The 22,953-nt window shown below is 38.0% G+C and carries 28 protein-coding genes; 24 read left to right on the top strand and 4 right to left on the bottom strand.

All coding sequences use genetic code 11. The features are described from left to right. Window positions 1-88 precede the first annotated feature (88 nt). Window positions 89-544: a DUF2663 family protein gene (locus J7E81_RS14510; protein ID WP_215043199.1), complete on the top strand. Its 456-nt coding sequence runs from the start codon at window positions 89-91 to the stop codon at window positions 542-544. A gap of 32 nt (window positions 545-576) precedes the next feature. On the opposite strand, the gene J7E81_RS14505 is transcribed toward J7E81_RS14510, so the two are convergent. Genes J7E81_RS14505 through J7E81_RS14495 form a run of 3 tightly spaced genes read right to left on the bottom strand, consistent with a single transcriptional unit; the run spans window position 577 to window position 1,670 of the window. Continuing rightward, window positions 577-1,146: a manganese catalase family protein gene (locus tag J7E81_RS14505; RefSeq protein WP_215043197.1), complete on the bottom strand. Its 570-nt coding sequence runs from the start codon at window positions 1,144-1,146 to the stop codon at window positions 577-579. Between the two features lie 36 nt (window positions 1,147-1,182). Further along, entirely contained in the window at window positions 1,183-1,443 is a 261-nt protein-coding gene (locus J7E81_RS14500) for a spore coat protein CotJB (RefSeq protein ID WP_215043195.1), read from the bottom strand. Further along, window positions 1,440-1,670: a spore coat associated protein CotJA gene (locus J7E81_RS14495; RefSeq protein ID WP_215043192.1), complete on the bottom strand. Its 231-nt coding sequence runs from the start codon at window positions 1,668-1,670 to the stop codon at window positions 1,440-1,442. Before J7E81_RS14495 ends, J7E81_RS14500 begins: the two co-directional genes overlap by 4 nt. A gap of 145 nt (window positions 1,671-1,815) precedes the next feature. Between J7E81_RS14495 and J7E81_RS14490 the strand changes: the two genes are divergently transcribed. The 14 genes from J7E81_RS14490 to fni all read left to right on the top strand — a co-directional run bounded on the left by J7E81_RS14490 (window position 1,816) and on the right by fni (window position 14,743). After that, complete coding sequence (locus J7E81_RS14490; RefSeq protein ID WP_215043190.1) at window positions 1,816-2,448, top strand: CBS domain-containing protein; 633 nt, start codon at window positions 1,816-1,818, stop codon at window positions 2,446-2,448. 171 nt (window positions 2,449-2,619) lie between these two features. After that, window positions 2,620-3,348, top strand: coding sequence for a metallophosphoesterase (locus tag J7E81_RS14485; protein WP_215044376.1), 729 nt, complete (start codon window positions 2,620-2,622; stop codon window positions 3,346-3,348). 74 nt (window positions 3,349-3,422) lie between these two features. Beyond that, on the top strand, window positions 3,423-4,004 hold the full coding sequence (locus J7E81_RS14480) for a genetic competence negative regulator (RefSeq protein ID WP_215043188.1): 582 nt from the start codon (window positions 3,423-3,425) through the stop codon (window positions 4,002-4,004). 207 nt (window positions 4,005-4,211) lie between these two features. Continuing rightward, on the top strand, window positions 4,212-5,492 hold the full coding sequence (locus tag J7E81_RS14475; RefSeq protein WP_215043186.1) for a Glu/Leu/Phe/Val family dehydrogenase: 1,281 nt from the start codon (window positions 4,212-4,214) through the stop codon (window positions 5,490-5,492). 133 nt (window positions 5,493-5,625) lie between these two features. Then, window positions 5,626-6,597, top strand: coding sequence for a YpdA family putative bacillithiol disulfide reductase (locus tag J7E81_RS14470; RefSeq protein ID WP_215043184.1), 972 nt, complete (start codon window positions 5,626-5,628; stop codon window positions 6,595-6,597). 6 nt (window positions 6,598-6,603) lie between these two features. Beyond that, window positions 6,604-7,560, top strand: coding sequence for an asparaginase (locus J7E81_RS14465; protein ID WP_215043183.1), 957 nt, complete (start codon window positions 6,604-6,606; stop codon window positions 7,558-7,560). A 96-nt stretch (window positions 7,561-7,656) separates the two neighbouring features. Continuing rightward, window positions 7,657-8,346, top strand: a complete 690-nt coding sequence (gene prsW / locus J7E81_RS14460) for a glutamic-type intramembrane protease PrsW (RefSeq protein WP_215043181.1) — start codon at window positions 7,657-7,659, stop codon at window positions 8,344-8,346. A 188-nt stretch (window positions 8,347-8,534) separates the two neighbouring features. Further along, window positions 8,535-9,227, top strand: coding sequence for a spore cortex-lytic enzyme (gene sleB, locus J7E81_RS14455; protein ID WP_374104056.1), 693 nt, complete (start codon window positions 8,535-8,537; stop codon window positions 9,225-9,227). Between the two features lie 14 nt (window positions 9,228-9,241). Then, window positions 9,242-10,591 carry a germination protein YpeB gene (ypeB, locus tag J7E81_RS14450; RefSeq protein ID WP_215043176.1) on the top strand — a complete coding sequence of 450 codons (1,350 nt, stop codon included), beginning with the start codon at window positions 9,242-9,244 and terminating at the stop codon, window positions 10,589-10,591. Between the two features lie 108 nt (window positions 10,592-10,699). Beyond that, window positions 10,700-10,885: a YpfB family protein gene (locus J7E81_RS14445; RefSeq protein WP_215043174.1), complete on the top strand. Its 186-nt coding sequence runs from the start codon at window positions 10,700-10,702 to the stop codon at window positions 10,883-10,885. Window positions 10,886-11,114: 229 nt separating this feature from the next. Continuing rightward, the gene (cmk, locus tag J7E81_RS14440) at window positions 11,115-11,789 is read left to right on the top strand and encodes a (d)CMP kinase (protein WP_215043172.1); all 675 of its coding nucleotides are present in this window, start codon (window positions 11,115-11,117) and stop codon (window positions 11,787-11,789) included. A gap of 2 nt (window positions 11,790-11,791) precedes the next feature. Beyond that, on the top strand, window positions 11,792-12,373 hold the full coding sequence (locus tag J7E81_RS14435) for a lysophospholipid acyltransferase family protein (RefSeq protein ID WP_215043170.1): 582 nt from the start codon (window positions 11,792-11,794) through the stop codon (window positions 12,371-12,373). 160 nt (window positions 12,374-12,533) lie between these two features. Then, window positions 12,534-13,673: a 30S ribosomal protein S1 gene (gene rpsA / locus J7E81_RS14430; protein WP_215043168.1), complete on the top strand. Its 1,140-nt coding sequence runs from the start codon at window positions 12,534-12,536 to the stop codon at window positions 13,671-13,673. Window positions 13,674-13,684: 11 nt separating this feature from the next. Continuing rightward, a complete protein-coding gene (fni, locus tag J7E81_RS14425; protein WP_215043166.1) occupies window positions 13,685-14,743 on the top strand; it encodes a type 2 isopentenyl-diphosphate Delta-isomerase in 1,059 nt (352 codons plus the stop codon). Between the two features lie 30 nt (window positions 14,744-14,773). Here the strand turns inward: fni and J7E81_RS14420 are convergent, their stop codons facing one another. Continuing rightward, window positions 14,774-14,920 carry a YpzI family protein gene (locus tag J7E81_RS14420; RefSeq protein ID WP_215043164.1) on the bottom strand — a complete coding sequence of 49 codons (147 nt, stop codon included), beginning with the start codon at window positions 14,918-14,920 and terminating at the stop codon, window positions 14,774-14,776. A gap of 106 nt (window positions 14,921-15,026) precedes the next feature. Between J7E81_RS14420 and J7E81_RS14415 the strand changes: the two genes are divergently transcribed. The 9 genes from J7E81_RS14415 to mtrB all read left to right on the top strand — a co-directional run bounded on the left by J7E81_RS14415 (window position 15,027) and on the right by mtrB (window position 22,875). Then, window positions 15,027-15,635, top strand: a complete 609-nt coding sequence (locus tag J7E81_RS14415) for a YphA family membrane protein (protein ID WP_215043162.1) — start codon at window positions 15,027-15,029, stop codon at window positions 15,633-15,635. Window positions 15,636-15,833: 198 nt separating this feature from the next. Beyond that, window positions 15,834-17,144, top strand: coding sequence for a ribosome biogenesis GTPase Der (der, locus tag J7E81_RS14410; protein ID WP_215043160.1), 1,311 nt, complete (start codon window positions 15,834-15,836; stop codon window positions 17,142-17,144). Window positions 17,145-17,163: 19 nt separating this feature from the next. Further along, the gene (locus tag J7E81_RS14405; protein WP_215043158.1) at window positions 17,164-18,222 is read left to right on the top strand and encodes an NAD(P)H-dependent glycerol-3-phosphate dehydrogenase; all 1,059 of its coding nucleotides are present in this window, start codon (window positions 17,164-17,166) and stop codon (window positions 18,220-18,222) included. 229 nt (window positions 18,223-18,451) lie between these two features. Continuing rightward, entirely contained in the window at window positions 18,452-18,637 is a 186-nt protein-coding gene (locus J7E81_RS14400) for a DUF2768 domain-containing protein (RefSeq protein ID WP_215043149.1), read from the top strand. A gap of 34 nt (window positions 18,638-18,671) precedes the next feature. Beyond that, complete coding sequence (locus tag J7E81_RS14395) at window positions 18,672-19,382, top strand: hypothetical protein (protein ID WP_215043147.1); 711 nt, start codon at window positions 18,672-18,674, stop codon at window positions 19,380-19,382. Window positions 19,383-19,741: 359 nt separating this feature from the next. Next, window positions 19,742-21,220, top strand: coding sequence for a stage IV sporulation protein A (spoIVA, locus tag J7E81_RS14390; RefSeq protein ID WP_215043145.1), 1,479 nt, complete (start codon window positions 19,742-19,744; stop codon window positions 21,218-21,220). A gap of 360 nt (window positions 21,221-21,580) precedes the next feature. Further along, window positions 21,581-21,853 (top strand): HU family DNA-binding protein, encoded by a 273-nt coding sequence (locus J7E81_RS14385; RefSeq protein ID WP_007084878.1) that lies wholly within the window; start codon window positions 21,581-21,583, stop codon window positions 21,851-21,853. Window positions 21,854-22,038: 185 nt separating this feature from the next. Further along, window positions 22,039-22,605, top strand: coding sequence for a GTP cyclohydrolase I FolE (gene folE / locus J7E81_RS14380; protein ID WP_215043143.1), 567 nt, complete (start codon window positions 22,039-22,041; stop codon window positions 22,603-22,605). Between the two features lie 33 nt (window positions 22,606-22,638). Next, window positions 22,639-22,875, top strand: a complete 237-nt coding sequence (gene mtrB / locus J7E81_RS14375) for a trp RNA-binding attenuation protein MtrB (protein WP_215043142.1) — start codon at window positions 22,639-22,641, stop codon at window positions 22,873-22,875. The last annotated feature ends 78 nt before the right edge of the window (window positions 22,876-22,953 follow it).

The raw sequence follows: 22,953 nt of genomic DNA, 5'->3' as shown, positions 1-22,953 counted from the left end.
CCGATCTTTGATCGGTTTTTTTTGTTTCCCAACATAATTTATAGGACAAGAACATAAATATATATATCGAAATAGGGAGGGGACAAAGATGGATACACCAATTCAGCAACTTGATTATACCGATCAGGCAACCAAACAAATGTTAGAGAATGTAAGAAAGAGAAAGAAGAAATTTGATGATATAAAAATGTGGCATTATCTATCGGTTTATGCAACACTCTTTTTTGCCTTTATTTTTACTGTGTATTTCTATATTACTTTCATAAAACCATTTTCATTTTCTTTTTTAGCCATGTTGTCGGCGGTATTAAATGATACGGTTGCTGTTTACTTGCTGGCATTCACAATTGTCGGGTTTGGGGCAATGAATTTGTTGAAACAGCAAAAGGAAAAGAAGGAAAAGGAATATCAAGAGTTACGATGCGAAATTGTTGATCGGAGCAAGGATTTGTGGAAAAAGGAAGAGGAATGGAAAAACCGGCATATTGTCTTTGAAATAATGAAAAAGCAATATGATATTAATCTATACCATGAAAAAAAATAAGAAGCAGATCTTCAACTGCTTCTTATTACGAATTAAAAGATTTTCTTTTTGCCCTGTTCTTCTTTTAAGATTTCGACAGCCTCACGGAATCGCTGTGAATGAATAATTTCTCTTTCCCGTAAAAATCTTAATCCATCATTTAAATCTGGATCATCGCTAATATTAATAATCCATTGATAGGTAGCCCGCGCCTTTTCTTCAGCGGCAATATCCTCATAGAGGTCGGCAATTGGATCCCCTTTAGCCTGGATATAGGAAGCTGTCCAAGGTACTCCAGCGGCATTATGATAGAATAATGCCTTGTCGTGGTCGACATAGTGATCCTCAATGCCTGCAGCTTTTATTTGTTCAGGTGTAGCGTCTTTCGTTAATTTATAGACCATAGTAGCAATCATTTCGAGATGAGCAAATTCTTCGGTTCCAATATCCGTCAAAAGGCCGATTACCTTATCAGGAATTGTGTACCTTTGATTTAAATACCTGAGTGCAGCTGCTAATTCTCCATCGGCACCGCCATACTGCTCGATTAAATATTTAGCTAATCTTGGGTTACATGAACTAACTCGTACAGGATATTGCAGCTTTTTTTCGTATATCCACATGTTTGACCCTCCCCTATACGTTTATACTGAATCGCTTTATACTTGCCATGGCCATGGTGAATCATCCCAGTTCCAAGGATATCCAGAGTAGCTGTTTCCAAATTGCTGTAAAGGTCCAAACTGGCTCTCAAATAATTTTTTTAATCGTTTTCTTTCTTTGGCATAATGATTAAATTGATTAATAGCTTCTTGATCATCATTATGTGTATCTAAGTACAAGGTTAACTCAACTAATACAAAGTCCACAGCTTGAAGCTGTTCCATTAGTTGATAATATTCTGCAGGAACCTGTTTCATTGCGGGAGTCCCCCTTTACCTGGTTCAAGCGGGCTGAACCAAGGATCATAAAAGGCTTTCCACAATGTCCCTGCCCTAAGTGCTTCAAGTGGGGTGAATTGCGGTAAATTTGGCGGCTGAAAGCCCATATATAAATTGGGTGGTGTGGAGTATGCTTTTTCAAGGATTGGTGGACAAGGGTCAAACGGACTAGCATAGGGATGATAGGTTTTAAAATGTGTATTCATAGTTGCCCTCCCTTAATTTCGATATCATTTAATCTTATGAGAGTATTTCCGTTACATGACATAAAGCTTTAATAATATGAGGGGTTTTAATGGTATGGTAGATGTATAATAATGGATATAGGACTAATTTATGAGGTGATGGTAAGTGTTTGTTAAAAATATTATGATCCCCAAGCATGAGTGTTTTACCACTCAACCTGAAGTATCCCTTAAGGATGCACTGGAGCTGTTAGAGAAACACCAAATTGATGGGCTCCCTGTTTTAATGGGTAATAAATATGCAGGTGTTGTAACAAGATTTAATATATATGAAGGTTTTTTTAAGGCCGGGAAACAAAAGGATGACTATCTAACATCGACAGTGGTGGGGGATATTGCATCCCATGAAGATCAGTTTTTGCTAGGTGGAGAATTATTTGAAAAAACACTTCTTGACCTGAAGGATTTCCCATTATTAGCTGTGGTCGACAAAGGGAAAACCTTTCTTGGGGTAGTCACACGATCCGATTGTTTAACTTCGTTTGAAAGTGCTTTTGGTGTAAATCGACCGGGCGTAAGGATTGCTTTTACATCAGTGGAGACGGAAGGACGGATTGCCCGGCTATCAGAAATTGCCCATCAGTTCCATGAGCATATCATCTCCCTTGTTACATTCGATGAAACCGATAAGCTTGTAAGAAGGATTGTGATGAAGATTGAAAAGAAAGATAATATTGACAGGTTTACTAGGAAACTCGAAGAACACGGCTTCCGTATTTTAGATATACATGAGGATTAAAATCAAGGGAAAGAAAGGAAATCCTTCTCATACATTGTATGGGGGGATTTTTTTAGTTTAGATCGTCTTTATGGTATGATTTCCGTAGAACTGTAAGAGGGGGAGAACAGGTTGATTATATGGGGGATAGTCGTGTTATTGTTATTGGGAGGTATCTTTCTCTTCTTATTTATGGTGAGAGAGGCCTTTTTAAATAAAGTGGTAGAGCATGAGGTAACCTTTCCGGATTTTCCTGACTCGTTTGGGAAGGTGACCATTTTTTTTATTTCGGATATTCATAGACGGGTTATTTCCGATCGTATTATTCAGAATGTAAAAGGGAAAGCCGACTTTGTTATAATCGGAGGAGACTTAACTGAAAAAGGGGTATCTTTTCCGCAAGTAAAGGAAAATTTACGGAAATTAAAACAAGTGGGGCCTGCTTATTTTGTCTGGGGAAACAATGATTATGAAGTGGATTTTCGTAAATTGGATGCGATATTGCTCGATATGGGTATAAAGGTCCTGGATAATACAGCCGTTACTTTTGAGTCAAATCATGGGGATAAATTATCTCTCTTGGGGGTTGATGACTGCAGCCAGGAGCGAGACCGGCTTGATTTTGCCCTTATGGATGCCGAGGAGGGCAGTTTTAAAATATTAGCTAGTCATATTCCAACCATTACAGATAAGATTTTACCTGAGCATAATATTAGGCTGGTACTGAGCGGACATACCCATGGAGGGCAAATACATATTTTGGGGTATAGCCCGTATCCAAGAGGAAGGTTAAAAAAGCTTAAAAATACAATCTTGTTAATTAGTAACGGCTATGGAACAACGACTGTGCCCTTGCGATTAGGAGCTCCTGCTGAAACTCATCTTATTACACTTAAACGAGGTTTAGAAAAGATAGGCTGAGATAGACAATTCACCAATAGTTCCCTGCGGCATACACTGAAAACAAGAGTTACGTCACGGCAGGGGGCAAAAGCATGCGCTTAGAACGCTTAACGGCCAATAAAATAAAAATATTTTTAACCTCTGATGATTTATTTGAAAGAGGACTTTCAAAAGAGGATATTTGGAAGGATTCAAGTAAATGGAATCAGCTCTTTCATGATATGCTCGAAGAGGCAAGTGAGGAATTTGATGTTGATATCCAGGGTTCTGTAGCTGTAGAAATTTTCTCCCTTCAGGCTCAAGGAATGATTTTAATCATTACCGTTGATGAAGTAAAAGATGACGAAGAATTATTGTACGATGGTTATATTGAAATGCAGGTAAGAGTTGAAGGCTGTGAAGCTCTCTTATATGAGTTCAATGAATTTGAGGATCTAGTCGGCCTAGCCAAAAGACTATCAATTGTCGACATTTATGGCGGAACCCTTTATGCCATGCATAACCGTTATTATCTTGAAATGGATAAGGTCGAATCTGATAAAAAAGAAATGGCTGCCTGTATTTTATCGGAGTTCGGTAACCCATCTATTCTAAGTCCATACGTTCTTGCTGAATATGGAAAGCCTGTGATGAAACAATTTGCTGTTGAAACAATTCTTCATTTTTTTAAATAACTTGATTGGATCAATACCACACTAAAGGGGCGGACGCCCCTTTAAAAGTCTTTTAAACCTCCATATTTTGAGAGGTTTAAATTTTATCGCAGCGTTTACAAATTAAGATTTAGTCTTGGTTTTTCTTCTTGCATAAATCAATGAAACGTGTATACTTGTCTCTGAAAGAAGACAACATTCGTAAAGCATTTTCTAGGAGGATTTTAAATGGTTGCCGAAAAAGCAAATGGTCAAACTAATCAAGAGGGAGAGCACCACGATGTGTTGAAATCAACACAAACCGTTATACATAAAGCCCTTGAAAAGTTAGGTTATCCTGAAGAAGTATATGAGCTTTTAAAAGAGCCATTACGTTTGCTGACAGTCAAAATTCCAATCAGAATGGATGACGGTTCTATTAAAATATTTACTGGATACCGTGCACAGCATAATGATGCAGTCGGGCCAACAAAGGGCGGTATTCGTTTTCATCCTAATGTAACTGAAACGGAAGTGAAAGCCCTTTCGATTTGGATGAGTTTGAAATGCGGTATTGTCGATCTCCCATATGGCGGAGGGAAAGGCGGAATTGTCTGTGATCCGCGGGACATGTCTTTTAGAGAGCTTGAAAGACTTAGCCGTGGCTACGTGAGAGCAATCAGTCAAATTGTTGGACCAACAAAGGATATCCCCGCTCCGGATGTATTTACTAATTCACAAATTATGGCCTGGATGATGGACGAATATAGCCGAATTGATGAATTCAATTCTCCAGGATTTATCACAGGAAAGCCGCTTGTATTAGGAGGCTCCCATGGTCGAGAATCTGCAACCGCAAAAGGGGTGACCATCTGTATTCGTGAAGCTGCCAAAAAGAAAGGCATTCAAATTGAAGGAGCCAAGGTAGTTGTCCAAGGCTTTGGAAATGCAGGAAGTTATTTATCAAAGTTTATGCATGATGCTGGTGCTATCGTAATCGGTATTTCAGATGCTTATGGTGCATTATATGATCCTAATGGACTAGATATCGACTATTTATTGGATAGACGGGATAGCTTCGGAACTGTCACAAAATTATTCAATAATACAATTTCGAATAAAGAATTACTTGAGCTGGATTGTGATATTTTAGTTCCTGCGGCTATTGAAAATCAAATTACAGCTGAAAATGCTCATAATATTCGTGCGAAAATTGTGGTTGAGGCTGCCAATGGTCCAACAACCTTGGAGGCAACAGAAATTTTAACTGAACGCGGTATTCTGCTTGTTCCAGATGTATTAGCCTCAGCAGGTGGCGTTACGGTTTCCTATTTTGAATGGGTTCAAAACAACCAAGGCTATTATTGGACGGAAGAAGAAGTAGAAGAAAAACTAGAAAAAGTTATGGTCAAATCATTTATGAATATATATGATACTGCACAAACTCGCAGAGTGGATATGCGGCTTGCTGCCTATATGGTCGGGGTAAGGAAAATGGCAGAGGCCAGCCGCTTCAGAGGCTGGATTTAACCAAATTAATAACATCATAAAAAGTTTTGTTTGTTGAAACTAAATAAAAAATCTCCTATCATGATACGGTAGGAGATTTTTTTGTAGAGAAATAATTCTTTATATATATATTCGTTGTAAGGAGCTGGTCTAGATGCAAATTGAAGATGTCATTATTATTGGCGGGGGTCCCTGTGGTTTAGCTGCAGCAATCGCTTTACAAGAGATTGGGAAGAAGCCATTAATTATCGAAAAGGGGAATGTTGTAAATTCCATCTATCATTATCCAACCCATCAAACCTTTTTTAGTACAAGCGAAAAATTAGAAATAGGCGGGTTTCCTTTTGTGACGGATAGTTACAAGCCTAAACGTAATCAGGCGTTAGTGTATTATCGGGAGGTTGCAAAGCGGAAACAGCTGCGGATAAATGCATTTGAAACAGTTATAGAAGTTTCAAAACATGAGCAGATATTCCACGTCAAAACAGATAAAGATACTTATCAGAGTGGTTATGTTGTCATTGCAACGGGTTATTATGATCATCCAAACTATATGAATGTACCAGGTGAAAGCCTTCCAAAAGTATTCCATTACTTTAAAGAAGCACATCCCTATTTTGATAAGGATGTTTGTGTAATCGGAGGGAAAAATTCAAGTGTCGATGCCGCACTTGAACTCGTAAAGGCAGGAGCCCGGGTAACGGTTTTATACCGCGGTAAAGAATATTCACCAAGTATTAAACCATGGATTCTCCCTGAATTTGAATCATTAGTCAAAAATGGAACCATTACAATGGAGTTTGAAGCAGATGTTAAAGGAATTACCGAAAACCAAGTAACTTATATAAAGGAAGGGAAACAAAAAACGATAAAAAATGATTTTGTCTTTGCGATGACCGGATATCATCCTGACCATGATTTCCTAGTGAAGATGGGGATAAGAATGGATGAAGAAACCGGAAGACCTTTCTATAATTCTGATACAATGGAAACTAATATCAGTGGAATCTATATTGCTGGTGTTATTGCGGCAGGCAATAATGCAAATGAAATTTTTATTGAAAATGGTCGTTTCCATGGCGGTCAAATCGCACAATCTATACTAGATAAAGAAACTAAAGGGTGATAAATGATGAAAAAGGTCGTTTTATTAACAACAGGGGGTACGATTGCTAGTAAACCAAATAAAACCTCTGGTAAATTAGCTTCCGGAGCTATTACCGGGGAAGAACTGGCAGCGATGTGTCACTTACCCAATGAAATAGAAGTAATCGTGGACTCTGTCTTTCAAAAAGCGAGTATACATATTACATTTGACGATTTAGTCTTTTTAAAAACTAAAATTGAGGATTACTTTAAGGATGAGTCCGTTTCTGGTGTCGTTGTCACCCATGGGACTGATACAATGGAGGAAACTTCCTATTTTCTTGATTTAACCATTAATGACCGCAGGCCTGTAGTCGTCACAGGCTCGCAGCGATCACCTGATGATTTAGGCAGTGATGTGTACATTAATTTGCGACATGCCATTTATTCGGCATGTTCTCAAGATTTACACGATGTTGGCACCGTTGTTGTATTTAATGAACGAATTTTTGCGGCTAGATATGTAAAAAAAGAACATGCCTCTAATATTCAGGGGTTTAATGCCTTCGGCTTTGGCTATCTTGGTATTATTGATAATGACAATGTCCATGTTTTCCAGAAACCGATTAGAAGAGAGTACTATCAATTAAAATCCCCCATTCCGGCTGTAGAAATTATTAAGTGCTATATTGGGGCAGATGGGAAATTTATAAAGGCAGCCCGAGAAGCAGGTGTATCTGGAATCATCCTTGAGGGAGTGGGAAGAGGTCAGGTAGCTCCGAAGATGATGCAAGAAATCGAAGCGTCCATAAAAGCAGGGATCAAAATAGTGATTACTACCAGTGCTGAAGAGGGCGCAGTCTATACAACGTACGATTATGAAGGCAGTGCATATGACCTGTATAAAAAGGGAGTCATACTTGGAAGTGATAATGATTCTAAAAAGGCAAGGATGAAATTGGCTGTTGCGATGGCAAGCAGCATTGAAAACATCAATTTTTAACGCGTAGGTTTCTTTGGCCGCTGGAATGAATCTTTCATTTTCTTTACGTGCTATACATGGTACCATTAAGAAAAAGGATTGGAAAAGAGGTTCAGCATGCTTGGAATATTATCGGCCGGAATTGCTCCAGGTTTGGCCTTGCTAAGTTATTTTTATTTAAGGGATGAATATGAACCAGAGCCTGTTTCCTTTGTTTTTCGAACATTTTTGTATGGTGTGCTGCTGGTGTTCCCCATTATGTTTATCCAACATGTTTTGGAAACAGAGCATTTATTACAATCCGATTTATTAAATGCCTTTTTTGGTTCAGGTATTTTAGAAGAGTTTTTTAAATGGTTTATCCTTTTTTATCTTATATATCAGCACGTCGAATTTGATGAACCGTTTGATGGAATTGTATACGGGGTAGCCGTTTCGCTTGGTTTTGCTACTGTTGAAAATATCTTTTATTTAGTGGCAAATGGAATTGAGCATGCCATGACCCGCGCTCTATTACCTGTTTCTAGTCATGCTCTATTCGGTGTTATTATGGGCTTTTATCTAGGAAAAGCAAAGTTTACGAAGGATCATAAAGCAAAGTGGATTTTATTATCCTTGTTGTTGCCGATTCTTTTGCATGGCTCCTATGACTTTATTTTAATTTCACTTGAGAACTGGTTGTTTATTATTTTTCCATTTATGATTTTCCTTTGGTGGTTTGGATTGCGGAAAGTAAAAAAGGCGAAAATTTTAAGTGCAAATCATTTTAAAGAATACCCGGAACATAAGGCACAAGCACCTGTTTAACTAACCGAAAAAACTTTTTAAAACCCTTCACAGTTGGTTGAAGGGTTTTTTTCTGTTAGAAATGGAATAAAAATACCATTAAAACAAAAAATAGCCTTAATGCTAAAAAGATTCATAATGGGGGTTATTATTCCATGATAAAGAAAAACATCTTCATCAGATTCTTCATCTTAATCTTTTCATGTACCATGATATTTTCTTCCTTGGAGAGTCAAAAGGTATATGCGTTTTCGAATCAGGTAATTCAAAGAGGAGCAGTAGGGGAGGATGTAATCGAGCTGCAATCTAGGCTCACATATATAGGCTTCTATCATGGGAAAATTGATGGGGTATTTGGATGGGGCACGTATTGGGCGTTAAGAAATTTCCAATATGAATTCGGTTTACCTATTGATGGAATTGCAGGGGCAACAACAAAAGCAAAATTAACAAAAGCCACGAAATATAACAAACAAACAGCACAGAATTCAACGCCGCCCAAGGCAGCTGCAAAAAAGCCGACAGCCTTAAACACACCAAAAGGGTACTCGCAAAATGATATAAGATTAATGGCCAATGCTGTTCATGGTGAGTCAAGGGGAGAACCGTATATTGGTCAGGTCGCTGTTGCTGCAGTTATTTTGAATCGTGTCAACAGCTCATCATTTCCTAGCACAGTTTCCGGTGTTATTTTTGAACCGGGTGCCTTTACAGCAGTAGCAGATGGACAAATTTGGCTGACTCCAAATGAATCCGCTAAAAAAGCGGTAATAGATGCCATAAATGGATGGGATCCAACGGGAGAGGCACTGTATTACTTTAATCCAGCAACGGCCACCAGCGGATGGATTTGGGGCAGACCGCAAATTAAACGTATTGGCAAGCATATTTTTTGTAAATAGAGGGGTGAGCTCAATTGATTAGAGGCATATTGATAGGTGTTCTCGCTGTTGGTATTGCGGGAACAGCTTATTGGGGCTATCAAGAACATCAGGAAAAAAATGCAATCCTTATCAATGCGGAAAACAACTATCAACGGGCATTCCATAATCTTTCTTATCGTATGGATCTATTAAACGATAAAATAGGAACTACACTTGCGATGAATTCCAAAGAATCCTTATCGCCCTCCTTAATCGAAGTATGGAGGCTCACTTCGCAGGCACATGGCGATGTTGGACAGCTTCCGTTAACACTATTGCCTTTCAATAAAACTGAGGAATTTTTAGCGAATATTGGTAACTTTAGCTATCGTACTGCAGTTAGAGATTTATCGAAGGAACCATTGACTGATAAAGAATATCAAACACTTCAAGCACTGTACAAGCAGTCTGGTGACATCCAAAATGAGCTTCGAAATGTACAACATATGGTCTTGAAAAATAATCTTCGGTGGATGGATGTGGAACTTGCCCTGGCATCTGGGAAGGAAAACACAGACAATACGATTATTGATGGGTTTAAGACTGTTGAAAAAACAGTTACAAGCTTTGCGGAATCAGATTTGGGGCCAACATTTAGCAATTTTCAAAAAAAGGATGAAAACTATAAGAAAATTAAAGGGAAAACCATTACCCGCAATGAGGCAATTCAAATTGCAAAAAGGTATATGAAGTTTGATGGAAATGCAAACGTAAAAGTCACTGATAATGGTAAAGGCTCTGATTATGGTTTTTACAGTGTATCCATTAAAAATAAAACGGCAGGACAAGAAGCAAGTATGGATATTACGAAAAAGGCAGGCAAGCCCATTTGGTTCATTAATAACCGTGATATCAAAAAACAATCTTTGAGTTTAAACGATGCCAATAATAAGGCGGCAGCATTTTTGAAGGAAACAGGCTTTAAAAATTTAGAAACATTTGAGAGTACACAATATGATAATGTGGGAGTATTTGATTTTGTTACAAATATAAATGGAGTTAGAATTTATCCAGAATCAGTAAAAGTCAAAGTAGCGCTGGATAATGGAGATATAGTTGGTATTTCTGCTGAAGAGTACTTAAAATCATTCCAAACTCGAACCATTGAAAAACCAACGCTTACTCTTGCACAAGCTCGTACCAAAGTAAATCCAAAATTAAAGGTAATGGAACAACGCCAAGCAATGATCGTTAATGATCTAAATGAAGATGTGTTATGTTATGAATTCTTAGGAACATTGGGTGATGATACCTATCGGATTTTTATTAATGCTAAAACAGGATTAGAAGAAGAAGTAGAAAAATTAAAAAATGCCGAGGCAACATACGAAGATGTTTTATAGGGAAAACACAGTTTTCCCCTTTTTTAAATCATTCCTTTATTAGAAGAAAAGAATAAAATCGGCAGGCTGCTCCAATACTAACGACATATGGCTTTTGGAGTGATTGGCATGAAAACAATAGAAAGAATTTTAATTAAAGTAGTGATAGTACAATTTATCTTTTTATTTTTATCACAATTACTGTTGCATCAATTCGATATCTTTCCGCAAATTAAACATTTAACAAAATACGAAGGGGTTAATGAAAATTCAATAACTGAAATTTTGCAGACCTTTCAGGAGAATAGCCCGTAACCAAAGCATTTTGTTAACAAATAAAATAGGAAAGTATAAATGCTTCCTCTTGTTGGAAGATTTATACTTTCCTATTTTTATTATCGAATTTTGGGCAATTGTATTAATTAAATTAGGCTTATTTCAGCATTTTTCTTTTATTTAATTGCTAAAAAAAGAGGCATATCTTTATCTTGTGGTAAAATAAATAAGGTAGATGAGACGATCATGAGAGCATTTAGGAGGATTTATGGAAAATAAAATATCAATTGCAATTGACGGCCCTGCCGCAGCCGGGAAAAGTACAGTAGCAAAAATTGTGGCAGAAAGACTTTCTTATGTTTATATTGATACTGGTGCGATGTACAGAGCATTGACATATAAAGCAATCAACAATCAACTTGATTTGGAAGATGAAGCAGCATTATTGGACACGCTCTTATCGACAGTGATTGAACTAAAACCTTCCAATACAGGACAATTGGTTATTCTTGATAACTGTGATGTAACTGATTTGATTCGTACATCTGAAGTAACTAATTCTGTGTCCTACGTGGCACGGCAGCCAAAAGTCCGTGAAGAAATGGTGAAAAGACAGCAAGCATTCGCCACAGAAGGCGGAGTTGTGATGGATGGTAGAGACATTGGAACACATGTTTTACCAAATGCTGAAGTAAAAGTATTTTTGCTAGCAAGTGTAGAAGAGAGAGCTGAAAGAAGGCATACTGAAAACTTAGAGAAAGGCTTTCCTTCTGATTTAGAAAAATTAAAAGAAGAGATTGCCCAGCGTGATAAAATTGACTCGGAAAGAGCAGTGGCTCCTTTAAAAAAGGCAAGTGATGCAATTGAAATCGACACAACCTCTTTGACCATTCCTGATGTTGTCGAAAAAATAATGGCGTTGGTGAATGAAAGGATTGGTTGAGTATGACGTTTTATGGGTTTGCCAAATCAGTGGTTTATACCATTTTTAAACCGTGGTATCGGATACAAGCAGTAGGTGTAGAGAATATCCCGAAAGAGGGTGGCGTGCTCCTTTGCTCCAACCATATCTCTGTAATCGACCCAATCGTTGTCGGTATTATGTGCCCTCGTCCCGTGCATTATATGGCTAAAGATGAGCTTTTTCAGGTCCCGGTATTGGGTGGAATCGTAAGAAAATGTAATGCATTCCCGGTAAAAAGGGGATTCAGTGACCGAGAGGCGCTAAGGACAGGATTAAAGCTTTTAAAGGATGGACATATTTTTGGACTCTTTCCAGAAGGAACAAGAAGCAAAACAGGGGAACTGGGAAAAGGGCTTTCAGGAGCGGGTTTTTTTGCATTACGAACGGAAGCGCAAGTTGTACCTTGTGCGGTCATTGGTCCGTATAAAAGTCTAAAAAAATTAAAAATGGTTTATGGTAAACCAATCGATATGACTGAAATGAGACAAACAAAAGCTTCAGCTGAGCAAGTAACTGAATTAATTATGTCAGAAATCGATAAACTTATAAAAGAGCATAAATAGCTTCTGCTTGACAAAAAAGGCTATTTGTAAGAAGTTAATAAAAAGAGATTTTTTTTGAAAATTCTATTGGTTTTGTTTTATTTTATATGTGGTGAACAGTGTGTTTTTCACCAAATCATATATAGATTTTTAAGAGTAAATGGAATAAGGAGGAATACATATGTCGGAAGAATTGAATCAAGTAGAAGTGAAAAACTTTGAAATCGGGGATAAAGTAACTGGACAAGTTACTAAGGTTGAGGAAAAACAGGTGCTTGTGAATATTCCAGGCAGTAAATTGGATGGAATTATCCCAATTAGTGAACTTTCAAGCCTTCATATTGAAAAGGCATCTGATGCTGTTGCAGAAGGCGATGAATTGGAATTAGAAGTAACAAAGGTAGAAGAAGATGCATTAGTATTATCGAAACGGAAAGTGGATGCTGAGAAAGCTTGGGAAAGCTTAGAAAATAAATTCCAAGCTGAAGAGATCTTCGAAACAGAGGTTAAAGACGTTGTTAAAGGCGGATTAGTTGTAGACCTTGGTGTTCGTGGATTTGTTCCAGCTTCCTTAGTAGAGGCGCATTTTGTCGAGGATTTTAGTGATTACAAAGGCCGTACGCTTTCATTTAAAATCGTTGAACTTGACAAGGAAAAAAATCGCTTAATTCTCTCCCATCGTGCAGTTGTAGAACAAGAAAAAGGAAAGTTAAAACAAAACCGTCTTGGTGCTCTAGAAGTGGGGCAAGTTATTGAGGGAACTGTCCAAAGAATTACTGATTTTGGTGCCTTTGTAGATATCGGCGGAATTGATGGACTAGTTCATATTTCACAGCTTTCCCATGAACATGTTAATAAACCATCGGATGTTGTCCACGAAGGACAACAAGTGAACGTAAAAGTGTTGAGTGTTGACCGCGATAATGAGCGAATTTCATTATCGATTAAAGAAACCCTTCCAGGACCTTGGAATAATATCGCTGAGAAAGCTCCTAAAGGAAGTACTTTAAGCGGAACAGTGAAAAGATTGGTTTCTTATGGAGCTTTTGTGGAAGTATTTCCTGGTGTAGAAGGGCTTGTTCATATCTCGCAAATTGCTCATAAACATATCGGAACCCCTCATGAAGTTTTAAAAGAAGGTCAAGAAGTAAATGTAAAAGTTCTTGATGTCAATGAGCAGGATCAGCGTTTATCATTGAGCATAAAGGAATTGCTTGAAAAAGAAGTAGAGGAAAACTTTGATTACGAGCTTCCTGAAGAGTCTAAAGGGTTCCAGCTTGGAGAAATGATTGGAGATAAATTAAAGAATCTAGGAAAATAATGGTGATGTAAGTGTCAAGATCTGAACGAAAATGGGATCATATTCGCTTTGCCTTGGAAAATAGGCAAAATCGTTCTACAGTTTTCGACGATATCAAATTTATTCACCAAAGCTTACCGAATATCAATGTGTCCGATGTTCGATTAAATTATTTAATTGGCGAACTTTCTTTAAGTTCGCCAATTTTTATCAATGCAATGACGGGCGGCGGCGGCGAAAAAACCTATCAAATTAATAAGCAGCTGGCAATCGCTGCAAAGCATACCGGAGTGGCTATGGCTGTTGGGTCACAAATGTCGGCTATTAGGGATCAACAAGAAAGATATACATATGAAATTGTCCGTAAAGAGAATCCCAATGGGATTGTCATCGCCAATTTAGGCAGTGAAGCGACCATTGAAAATGCTAAATTGGCCATTGATATGATTGGGGCCAATGCCTTACAAATCCATTTAAATGTGATTCAAGAATTAACGATGCCTGAAGGGGATCGGAATTTTTTCGGATCTCTAAACAGAATCACAGAGATTGCCAGTGGGGTAAACGTTCCGATTATCGTAAAGGAAGTCGGCTTTGGCATGTCTATGGAAACAGTTGAGTCTCTCATTTCGGCAGGTGCAGCTTTTGTTGATGTAGGAGGTTCCGGAGGGACAAATTTTGCTGAAATAGAAAATAAACGCAGGAAACAATCTCTTCCGTTTTTCAATAATTGGGGAATCCCTACACCTATTTCAATACTTGAGGCAGCAAGTATCCCTAATCATATTCCGATTATTGGGTCTGGAGGTTTTTCCTCAAGCATAGATATTGCAAAAGGGTTAGCAATTGGTGCAAGTGCGATTGGTCTCGCAGGCTTCTTCTTGCAAATACTTGTGCAGGATGGTCTGGAAGCTTTAATCGAAGAAATAAACACTCTTCATTCGGAATTAACAATGGTAATGACTGCATTAGGTGCAAAGTCTATTTCGGACTTAAAAAATGCGCCCGTAATTATATCAGGTGAGACCTATCACTGGTTAACGCAAAGAGGAATCGATACAAAGCAATATAGTCAGCGAAAGATTAAATAAAGCTCCCGCATGTGCGGGAGCTTTTACTATTTATTCATCATATTTTCCATCGTTTAAATCTCTAGCTTCCTCAGGACTTGATAACTTTGTTGAGCCAGGATAATGCAAGGCCTGATCACGATCTTTCCCAGCGCGCCCGCTTGCAGCCAGCTTTTTTTCTTGGCGGTCTTTTCCCATTTTCTACACCTCCTCTTTATAAGATGATTCACCACTGAAATATTATTCAAGGAAGTATGAAAGTACATAAAGTTTACCAATAATGAAAATAATAGGAGGTGTATGCATGGAAGGTACGATGTTTTATTGGATTTATTGGTCATTTTGGGTTTACCTTACTTTTCTGACAGATAAGAAAAACCCGTATCGGCGAAAACTATCTGCAATTATTTTAATCGTTATCCTATTATCCAATCAGCACTTTAAACTGGGGGAATATGACATTCATACCAGTGGATTATTTTTACTCGTCATGAGTTATCTTTTCTTTAGCCAGGAAAAACGGGGAGCAATTCTTTATTTCTATCTTTGTTCATTGATTGTATCAATAGGATATGTGGCGTTTCATTTGTTTGAAATTTTTGACCCGGTCTGGATTATTTTTAAAAAGGAATGGATGATGGGAATTGCCTTTGGATACCTTGCCATCCTGTTGCAAAAAAGCTTAAAAGGAAGATTACTGATTGCGATTTGCGGAACGATGCAAGGGGAGTTTCTATATGCATATACCTTAAGTAAATTCCCTTTTCCATATGAAATAGGCGGGTTTGAATATCTAGATGCATGTGCGTTGATTTCTGCTTTACTTGTTGCTTGGAGTGCAATCGAAAATGCTGGAACGTTTTTTCAAACACACTATCATTTTTTTGAAAAAGGAAAACAAAAATCATCTTAAATGGGCTGCTTGGAGAATCCTTACCATTGCAGGAAAGGACTAACATTGTTAAAATAATTGAAGTTAGGCCCTTCTTGTTAACAGAAGGGTTTCTTTACTTAAGGCTATTGTCCGCCTTACTTACGTAAGAACTTTCAATTTGAATAATGCTAACTAATAACACTATTGTGAAATATATTAGAAAGGATGGCGATTAAGATGGTTAAACCTGTTATTGCCATTGTAGGAAGACCAAACGTTGGAAAATCCACCATATTTAATAGGATTGTGGGTGAGCGTGTTTCCATCGTGGAAGACGTGCCGGGAGTAACTAGAGATCGGATTTATAGTTCAGGTGAATGGTTAACACATGATTTTAATGTGATCGATACGGGTGGAATAGATATTGGAGATGAGCCATTTTTAGAGCAGATTCGCCAGCAGGCGGAGGTTGCAATTGATGAAGCTGATGTCATTATCTTTTTAACAAATGGTCGTGAAGGGGTAACGGCAGCGGATGAAGAAGTAGCAAAAATCCTCTATAAGTCCAAAAAGCCAATCGTATTAGGAGTAAATAAGATCGATAACCCTGAAATGAGAGAGTTACTTTATGATTTTTATTCATTGGGTTTTGGTGAACCAATCCCAGTGTCAGGATCTCACGGACTTGGCCTTGGTGATTTATTAGATGAGGCAGCTAAATATTTTCCAAAATCAAAGCCAATAGAATATGATGAAGATGTGGTCAAGTTTTCTTTAATTGGACGACCGAATGTTGGAAAGTCCTCTCTCGTAAATGCGATACTAGGAGAAGATCGTGTCATAGTCAGCAATATTGCCGGTACCACTCGTGATGCAGTCGATTCCCCTTATACTTATAACGGCCAAAGATATGTCATTATTGATACAGCTGGAATAAGAAAAAGAGGAAAAGTGTATGAAACGACAGAAAAGTATAGTGTGTTGCGTGCACTAAGGGCGATTGAACGTTCAGATGTTGTTTTAGTGGTCATTAACGCTGAAGAAGGAATTATTGAGCAAGATAAGAAAATTGCCGGTTATGCCCATGAAGCAGGACGGGCTGTCGTGATTGTGGTGAATAAATGGGATGCGGTTGAAAAAGATGAGAAAACAATGAAAGAATTGGAACAAAAAATAAGAGAACATTTCTTATTTCTTAGCTATGCTCCAATTGTTTTCCTATCGGCAAAAACGAAAAAGCGTATCCATACGCTAATGCCAATGATCAATACGGCAAGTGATAATCATTCGATGCGAGTTGAAACAAGCGTGTTAAATGACGTCATTATGGATGCGGTCGCGATGAATCCTACTCCGACAGACAAGGGTCGACGATTAAAAATTTATTATGCTACCCAAGTGGCTGTCAAACCACCAACTTTTGTTGTTTTTGTAAATGAACCTGAATTAATGCATTTTTCCTATGAACGCTTTCTTGAAAACAGGATTCGGGACGCTTTTGGTTTTGAGGGGACGCCAATCAAGATTTATGCTCGAGAAAGAAAATAATAAAGGCAGGTGAAGGGTTATGCGGGAGGATAGCAAAACAGCCGTAACTGTTATTGGTGCAGGAAGCTGGGGAACAGCCCTCGCAATGGTACTTGCAGACAACGGTCATGAAGTACGTTTATGGAGTCATAATGAGGACCAGGTAAAGGAAATAAATCAATTTCATACCAATAAAAAATATTTACCTGATATCAAATTGCCAGGATTAATTGTGGGGTATGCTTCGTTAAATGATGCATTAATGGGAGTGGAAAACATTATCCTGGCTGTTCCGACAAAAGCCATTCGGGAAGTGCTAGGCAGTATTCGAGCAGTTCAGAGTGAACCATTGACGATTACGCATGTGAGTAAAGGGATAGAGCCTAATACCCTGCTGCGAATAACCGAAATTATTAAAGAAGAAATGCCTAAAGAACTTCTTAAGGATGTCGTGGTTCTTTCAGGACCTAGTCATGCGGAAGAAGTCAGTCTTAGACACCCTACAACCGTTGCAGTCTCATCGGAAAATATGGAAGCAGCTGAACATATACAGGATCTATTTATCAATCAAAATTTCCGCGTATATACCAATTCAGATGTCATTGGCGTGGAAATTGGCGGAGCCTTAAAGAACATTATAGCCTTGGCGGCCGGTATTACAGACGGACTTGGTTACGGTGATAATGCTAAGGCCGCTTTAATGACGCGGGGATTAGCGGAAATAGCCCGGCTCGGAACAAAAATGGGTGCCAATCCATTAACGTTCTCCGGATTAGCGGGAATAGGAGATCTAATTGTTACCTGCACAAGTGTACATTCAAGAAACTGGAAAGCAGGAAATCTGCTTGGTAAGGGAAAAACGCTAACTGAGGTTCTCGATAATATGGGAATGGTGGTTGAAGGTGTAAGAACAACAAAAGCGGCGAATCAGCTTGCACAAAAGTATAATGTTAATATGCCGATTACATCTGTCCTGTATAATGTTTTGTTTAATGGCAAAAATCCGAAAGATGCAGTTGATGTTTTAATGTCGCGCGGCAGAACCCATGAGATGGAAGACTTGGTTAATGTTCTTGAGGAAAAATCCCTTGAAGATTAAAAATGTGCTTTTTTATTAAAAAATAGGCAATCTTATGATGCGTTTTTTCTCAAGGTTGCATACAATGCAACGAAGCAACCTAGTAGTAGACGCTGGAGAATGGGTTATTTAGTCCAAATTTATGCTGAAGTAAAGAACTCGCCCCTCTTTACTTCAGTTTTTTTATGTTATGAATTTTTTTATAATAATAGCTATGTTATAATTAATCTTCGAAAAAGGGGGAATAAAATTGTCGCCAGCCATGATAAAGATGTGGATATCCATTGCAGGTATGGCTCTTATGTTTCTTGCGATCGTTACGATTTATTTGAGCCGATATAAGTTACAAGGAGTATTTCGAATTCTAACTGCAATTATTGCTTATTTGTTTATGATTGTGGCAGGAATAACCTTACTGATTGTTTTTTTAACTTGAATTTTCGACCATACATAAACCTAAAGGTGATTTTATGAAAAGAATAATGCTGTTTAGCACACTCATGATTATGGCAGTCATTTTATCAGGCTGCATGTACCCGAAAGAGGAATTAACGCAAAACCAGGTACCTTATAAAGATCAAATCAAGGCAGTACAATCGGCAGTAGATGACTTTCAAAAAGATAATGGCGGAATTCTGCCCATTAAAACCAAGGAAGCCGAAACACCGATTTATCAAAAGTATCCTGTAGATTTTAAAAAAATTGCGCCCAAGTATATAGCAGAACCACCTGGAAATGCTTATGAGAGCGGTGGTATATTTCAATATGTACTTGTAAATGAGGAGACAAATCCTACGGTTAAATTGTTGGATTTGCGGATGGCGGAAACGATTCGGGATATTAATTTAAGGATAAGAACGAATGGTTATCCACCATATAAAACGCAATTGGCCAAAAATGTTTATTCACTTGACTATTCAAAACTTGGATTCAAGAAAGCTCCATACGCCGTGAGTCCCTTTACAAATCAAAACCTTTCGTTCGTCATAACAGGTGATGCCGAGGTTTACGTTGATTATCGGCCCGACCTCTATCAGATTTTAAAAAAGACAGGTAAGGAGCCCAAACCTGGCGAGGATATCCGCTCTATTTTAGTGGATAATTCCATGTTTGTTCCTGCTTATTCCCTGCCCTATACCATTGATCCTAAGACAAAGGAACCTATTTTTTTAGAAAAATAAGAATATAATTAGGTCCTCCTCTCTACTCCTAGAGAACGTCCTTTGCTTTAATTTTTGTCATAACCCTTTTCCTATGAAATATATTGTAGGAGAAGGGTTTTTTTATGCTTAATCATTTAATGGCAGTATAGATTTAACTATTACTGCCGTATCCGTTAACCATAGTTAGAAACCCTCCATACAACTTAAAAGTTCAGAGAAAACAGATATCATTACATCGTGTGAAATATTAACAAGGGGGTAAAAATTTTAGAAAAGTGTCATAACAAGATAGGACAACGTCATAAATATATACTGTCCAAAAATACCTAAAATGGATGTTATTATCCCACTTTACTCTATGATCGGGAGGGGATCACTTGGAAAAGGTTGATATTTTTAAAGATATTGCCGAGAGAACAGGCGGCGATATTTATCTAGGAGTAGTCGGAGCAGTACGAACAGGAAAATCAACATTTATTAAAAAGTTCATGGAGCTTGTTGTCTTACCAAATATAAACAGTGAAGCGGAGAGGTCCCGCGCACAGGATGAGCTTCCACAAAGTGCAGCAGGTAAAACCATTATGACAACTGAACCAAAATTTGTCCCAAATCAGGCGGCTACTGTACATGTTGATGAGGGACTTAATGTTAATATCAGGCTAGTGGATTGTGTGGGATACACAGTCCCAGGTGCTAAAGGATATGAAGATGAAAATGGACCTAGGATGATTAATACGCCATGGTATGAGGAACCTATTCCATTCCATGAAGCGGCAGAAATTGGCACAAGAAAAGTAATCCAGGAACATTCAACGATTGGGGTTGTAGTTACAACGGATGGAACAATTGGTGAAATCCCTAGGAGTAACTATATCGAAGCCGAAGAAAGAGTCATAAACGAACTGAAGGAAGTGGGCAAACCATTTATTATGGTGGTCAATAGCGCTCAGCCATACCACCCTAGCACAGAAACATTAAGATCAAGCTTAGCAGAGAAATATGATATTCCTGTTATAGCAATGAGTGTAGAAAGCATGCGTGACAGTGATGTATACAATGTCCTTCGCGAGGCCCTATACGAGTTCCCGGTACTTGAAGTCAATGTAAACCTGCCAAGCTGGGTTATGGTACTAAGAGAGAACCACTGGCTCCGTTCAAGCTATCAAGATGCTGTGAAAGAAACAGTTAAAGATATAAAGAGATTACGAGATGTGGATCGAGTTGTGCAGCAGTTTAGTGACTTTGAATTCATTGAAAAAGCCGGATTAGCTGGTATAGAGATGGGTTCAGGTGTTGCAGAAATCGACTTAATCGCTCCGGATGAGTTATATGATGATATATTAAAAGAAATTGTCGGAGTGGAAATCAGAGGTAAGGATCATCTTCTAGAATTAATGCAGGATTTTGCCCATGCGAAAGCGGAATATGACCATATTGCCGATGCAATAAAAATGGTTAAACAAACAGGTTATGGGATTGCCTCACCATCACTTTCTGATATGAGTCTTGAAGAACCAGAAATCATTCGTCAGGGTGCTAGATTCGGTGTAAGACTTAGAGCGGTCGCTCCATCGATTCATATGATTAAAGTCGATGTAGAATCAGAATTTGCTCCGATTATCGGTACAGAAAAACAAAGTGAAGAGTTAGTCCGTTATTTAATGCAGGACTTCGAGGATGATCCATTATCGATTTGGAATTCCGATATTTTTGGCCGGTCTTTGAGTTCTATTGTTCGAGAGGGGATTCAAGGTAAACTATCTCTAATGCCAGAGAATGCCAGATATAAATTAAAAGAAACATTAGAGAGAATTATTAATGAAGGCAGCGGCGGATTAATTGCGATAATCCTCTAATTATTGGGCTCCGATTCGGAGTCCTTTTTTTTATTTTAACTGATTATGACAAAATTTAGGTCAAATATAGAAGAATCTTGATAAACAAAGAAAAGATTACCATAATTTCATGAAATCTTCTTGATATGCGGAAATGATTATGATAATCTTTTAACAGAATTACGTTATAGTCCTTAAACCCTTTATATCATTGGGTTTTTATTAAAAAAATAGATTTAAGGTCACTAAAGTAGTCAAAATCGATTACTTTGGTAATAAAACCTTGCTATGACGTATAGAAATTAGAAAAATTGTTTAGAAATGTAGATAAGTAATCTTATTTACGAATCTTGATAATTTCTTCGGGAGGAGGTGAATGGCATGAACAAGACAGAACTTATTAACGCAGTTGCTGAAGCTAGCGAGCTTTCAAAAAAGGACGCTACAAAAGCAGTTGATGCTGTTTTTGATGCGATTTTAGATGCTTTAAAAAATGGTGATAAGGTACAACTAATTGGTTTTGGTAACTTTGAAGTACGTGAGCGTGCTGCCCGTAAAGGTCGTAACCCACAAACAGGTGATGAAATCGAAATCGCTGCTAGCAAGGTACCAGCTTTTAAACCAGGTAAGGCACTTAAAGATGCAGTTAAGTAATTACATAAATGATTGCTTAAAGCGGGTAGCTTAGGCAAAAAGGTCATGGATCACTCCATGGCCTTTTTTCTATCTTAAAGTTAAACATATGGGTAAGTAACTATTTTTTTGCTTGCAGGGAAATGATTGTGCTAATATGTAGTTGTTGTTTATACTTAAAAGATATACTTTAGGAGGAAATCGGTATGTCGGAAATCAATCGTGCCCAAATTGAAGAGGCGGTACGTTTAATATTAGAGGCAATTGGTGAAGATCCAAATCGTGAAGGACTTCTTGACACACCAAAGCGAGTAGCAAAAATGTATGAAGAAGTATTCAGCGGATTAAAGGAAGATCCGAAACAGCACTTTGAAACTATTTTTAGTGAAGATCATGAAGAACTTGTATTAGTCAAAGATATTCCATTCTACTCAATGTGTGAACATCATTTAGTCCCTTTCTTTGGAAAAGCCCATGTTGCCTATATTCCACAGAATGGCCGTGTTACAGGACTAAGTAAATTAGCCCGGGCTGTCGAAGCTGTTGCTAAAAGGCCGCAGCTGCAGGAACGGATTACATCCACTATAGCGGATAGTATGATGGAAAAACTTGATCCTAAAGGTGTAATGGTTGTTGTGGAAGCTGAGCATATGTGTATGACGATGCGTGGAGTAAAAAAGCCTGGTTCCAAAACGGTTACAACAGCTGTTAGAGGAGTTCTTGCAGAGGACTCAGTGGCACGGTCAGAGATTCTATCTTTAATTAAATATTAAGAGCAATTATTTCTTGGTTATGGAGTGATCAAATTGGAAAAGCGTAATCCACAAAATAGTGATTATGTTGTGATTAAAGCTGAAGATGACGGTGTCAGTGTAATCGGCTTAACAAGGGGTACGGATACAAGATTCCATCATTCAGAAAAGCTTGATAAAGGGGAAGTTCTCATTGCTCAATTTACCGAGCATACCTCTGCCATTAAAATTCGTGGTAACGCTAAAATTCTCACTCAATTTGGTGAAGTTGAGAGTGAAATGAAGAAATAACTCCGAACATAGAATGGTAAGTGATTATTTTGTGAATTCCTGCCCACAGCAGACCTTTTATGTTATAATTGTGTCTGC

This window comes from Bacillus sp. ISL-18 (assembly GCF_018613415.1).
Classification (GTDB): Bacteria; Bacillota; Bacilli; order Bacillales; family Cytobacillaceae; genus Neobacillus.
Note: the sequence above shows the minus strand (reverse complement) of the source record. Positions and strands in the feature narration are given on the sequence as shown.

What these genes read in the sequence shown, in the direction of transcription:
- J7E81_RS14510 (WP_215043199.1), top strand. Translation starts at nt 89, where the DNA reads ATGGATACACCAATTCAGCAACTTGATTATACCGATCAGGCAACCAAA.
- J7E81_RS14505 (WP_215043197.1), bottom strand. Translation starts at nt 1,146, where the DNA reads ATGTGGATATACGAAAAAAAGCTGCAATATCCTGTACGAGTTAGTTCA.
- J7E81_RS14500 (WP_215043195.1), bottom strand. Translation starts at nt 1,443, where the DNA reads ATGAAACAGGTTCCTGCAGAATATTATCAACTAATGGAACAGCTTCAA.
- J7E81_RS14495 (WP_215043192.1), bottom strand. Translation starts at nt 1,670, where the DNA reads ATGAATACACATTTTAAAACCTATCATCCCTATGCTAGTCCGTTTGAC.
- J7E81_RS14485 (WP_215044376.1), top strand. Translation starts at nt 2,620, where the DNA reads ATGGTGAGAGAGGCCTTTTTAAATAAAGTGGTAGAGCATGAGGTAACC.
- J7E81_RS14480 (WP_215043188.1), top strand. Translation starts at nt 3,423, where the DNA reads ATGCGCTTAGAACGCTTAACGGCCAATAAAATAAAAATATTTTTAACC.
- J7E81_RS14475 (WP_215043186.1), top strand. Translation starts at nt 4,212, where the DNA reads ATGGTTGCCGAAAAAGCAAATGGTCAAACTAATCAAGAGGGAGAGCAC.
- J7E81_RS14470 (WP_215043184.1), top strand. Translation starts at nt 5,626, where the DNA reads ATGCAAATTGAAGATGTCATTATTATTGGCGGGGGTCCCTGTGGTTTA.
- J7E81_RS14465 (WP_215043183.1), top strand. Translation starts at nt 6,604, where the DNA reads ATGAAAAAGGTCGTTTTATTAACAACAGGGGGTACGATTGCTAGTAAA.
- prsW (WP_215043181.1), top strand. Translation starts at nt 7,657, where the DNA reads ATGCTTGGAATATTATCGGCCGGAATTGCTCCAGGTTTGGCCTTGCTA.
- sleB (WP_374104056.1), top strand. Translation starts at nt 8,535, where the DNA reads ATGATATTTTCTTCCTTGGAGAGTCAAAAGGTATATGCGTTTTCGAAT.
- J7E81_RS14445 (WP_215043174.1), top strand. Translation starts at nt 10,700, where the DNA reads ATGAAAACAATAGAAAGAATTTTAATTAAAGTAGTGATAGTACAATTT.
- cmk (WP_215043172.1), top strand. Translation starts at nt 11,115, where the DNA reads ATGGAAAATAAAATATCAATTGCAATTGACGGCCCTGCCGCAGCCGGG.
- J7E81_RS14435 (WP_215043170.1), top strand. Translation starts at nt 11,792, where the DNA reads ATGACGTTTTATGGGTTTGCCAAATCAGTGGTTTATACCATTTTTAAA.
- rpsA (WP_215043168.1), top strand. Translation starts at nt 12,534, where the DNA reads ATGTCGGAAGAATTGAATCAAGTAGAAGTGAAAAACTTTGAAATCGGG.
- J7E81_RS14420 (WP_215043164.1), bottom strand. Translation starts at nt 14,920, where the DNA reads ATGGGAAAAGACCGCCAAGAAAAAAAGCTGGCTGCAAGCGGGCGCGCT.
- J7E81_RS14415 (WP_215043162.1), top strand. Translation starts at nt 15,027, where the DNA reads ATGGAAGGTACGATGTTTTATTGGATTTATTGGTCATTTTGGGTTTAC.
- der (WP_215043160.1), top strand. Translation starts at nt 15,834, where the DNA reads ATGGTTAAACCTGTTATTGCCATTGTAGGAAGACCAAACGTTGGAAAA.
- J7E81_RS14405 (WP_215043158.1), top strand. Translation starts at nt 17,164, where the DNA reads ATGCGGGAGGATAGCAAAACAGCCGTAACTGTTATTGGTGCAGGAAGC.
- J7E81_RS14395 (WP_215043147.1), top strand. Translation starts at nt 18,672, where the DNA reads ATGAAAAGAATAATGCTGTTTAGCACACTCATGATTATGGCAGTCATT.
- J7E81_RS14385 (WP_007084878.1), top strand. Translation starts at nt 21,581, where the DNA reads ATGAACAAGACAGAACTTATTAACGCAGTTGCTGAAGCTAGCGAGCTT.
- folE (WP_215043143.1), top strand. Translation starts at nt 22,039, where the DNA reads ATGTCGGAAATCAATCGTGCCCAAATTGAAGAGGCGGTACGTTTAATA.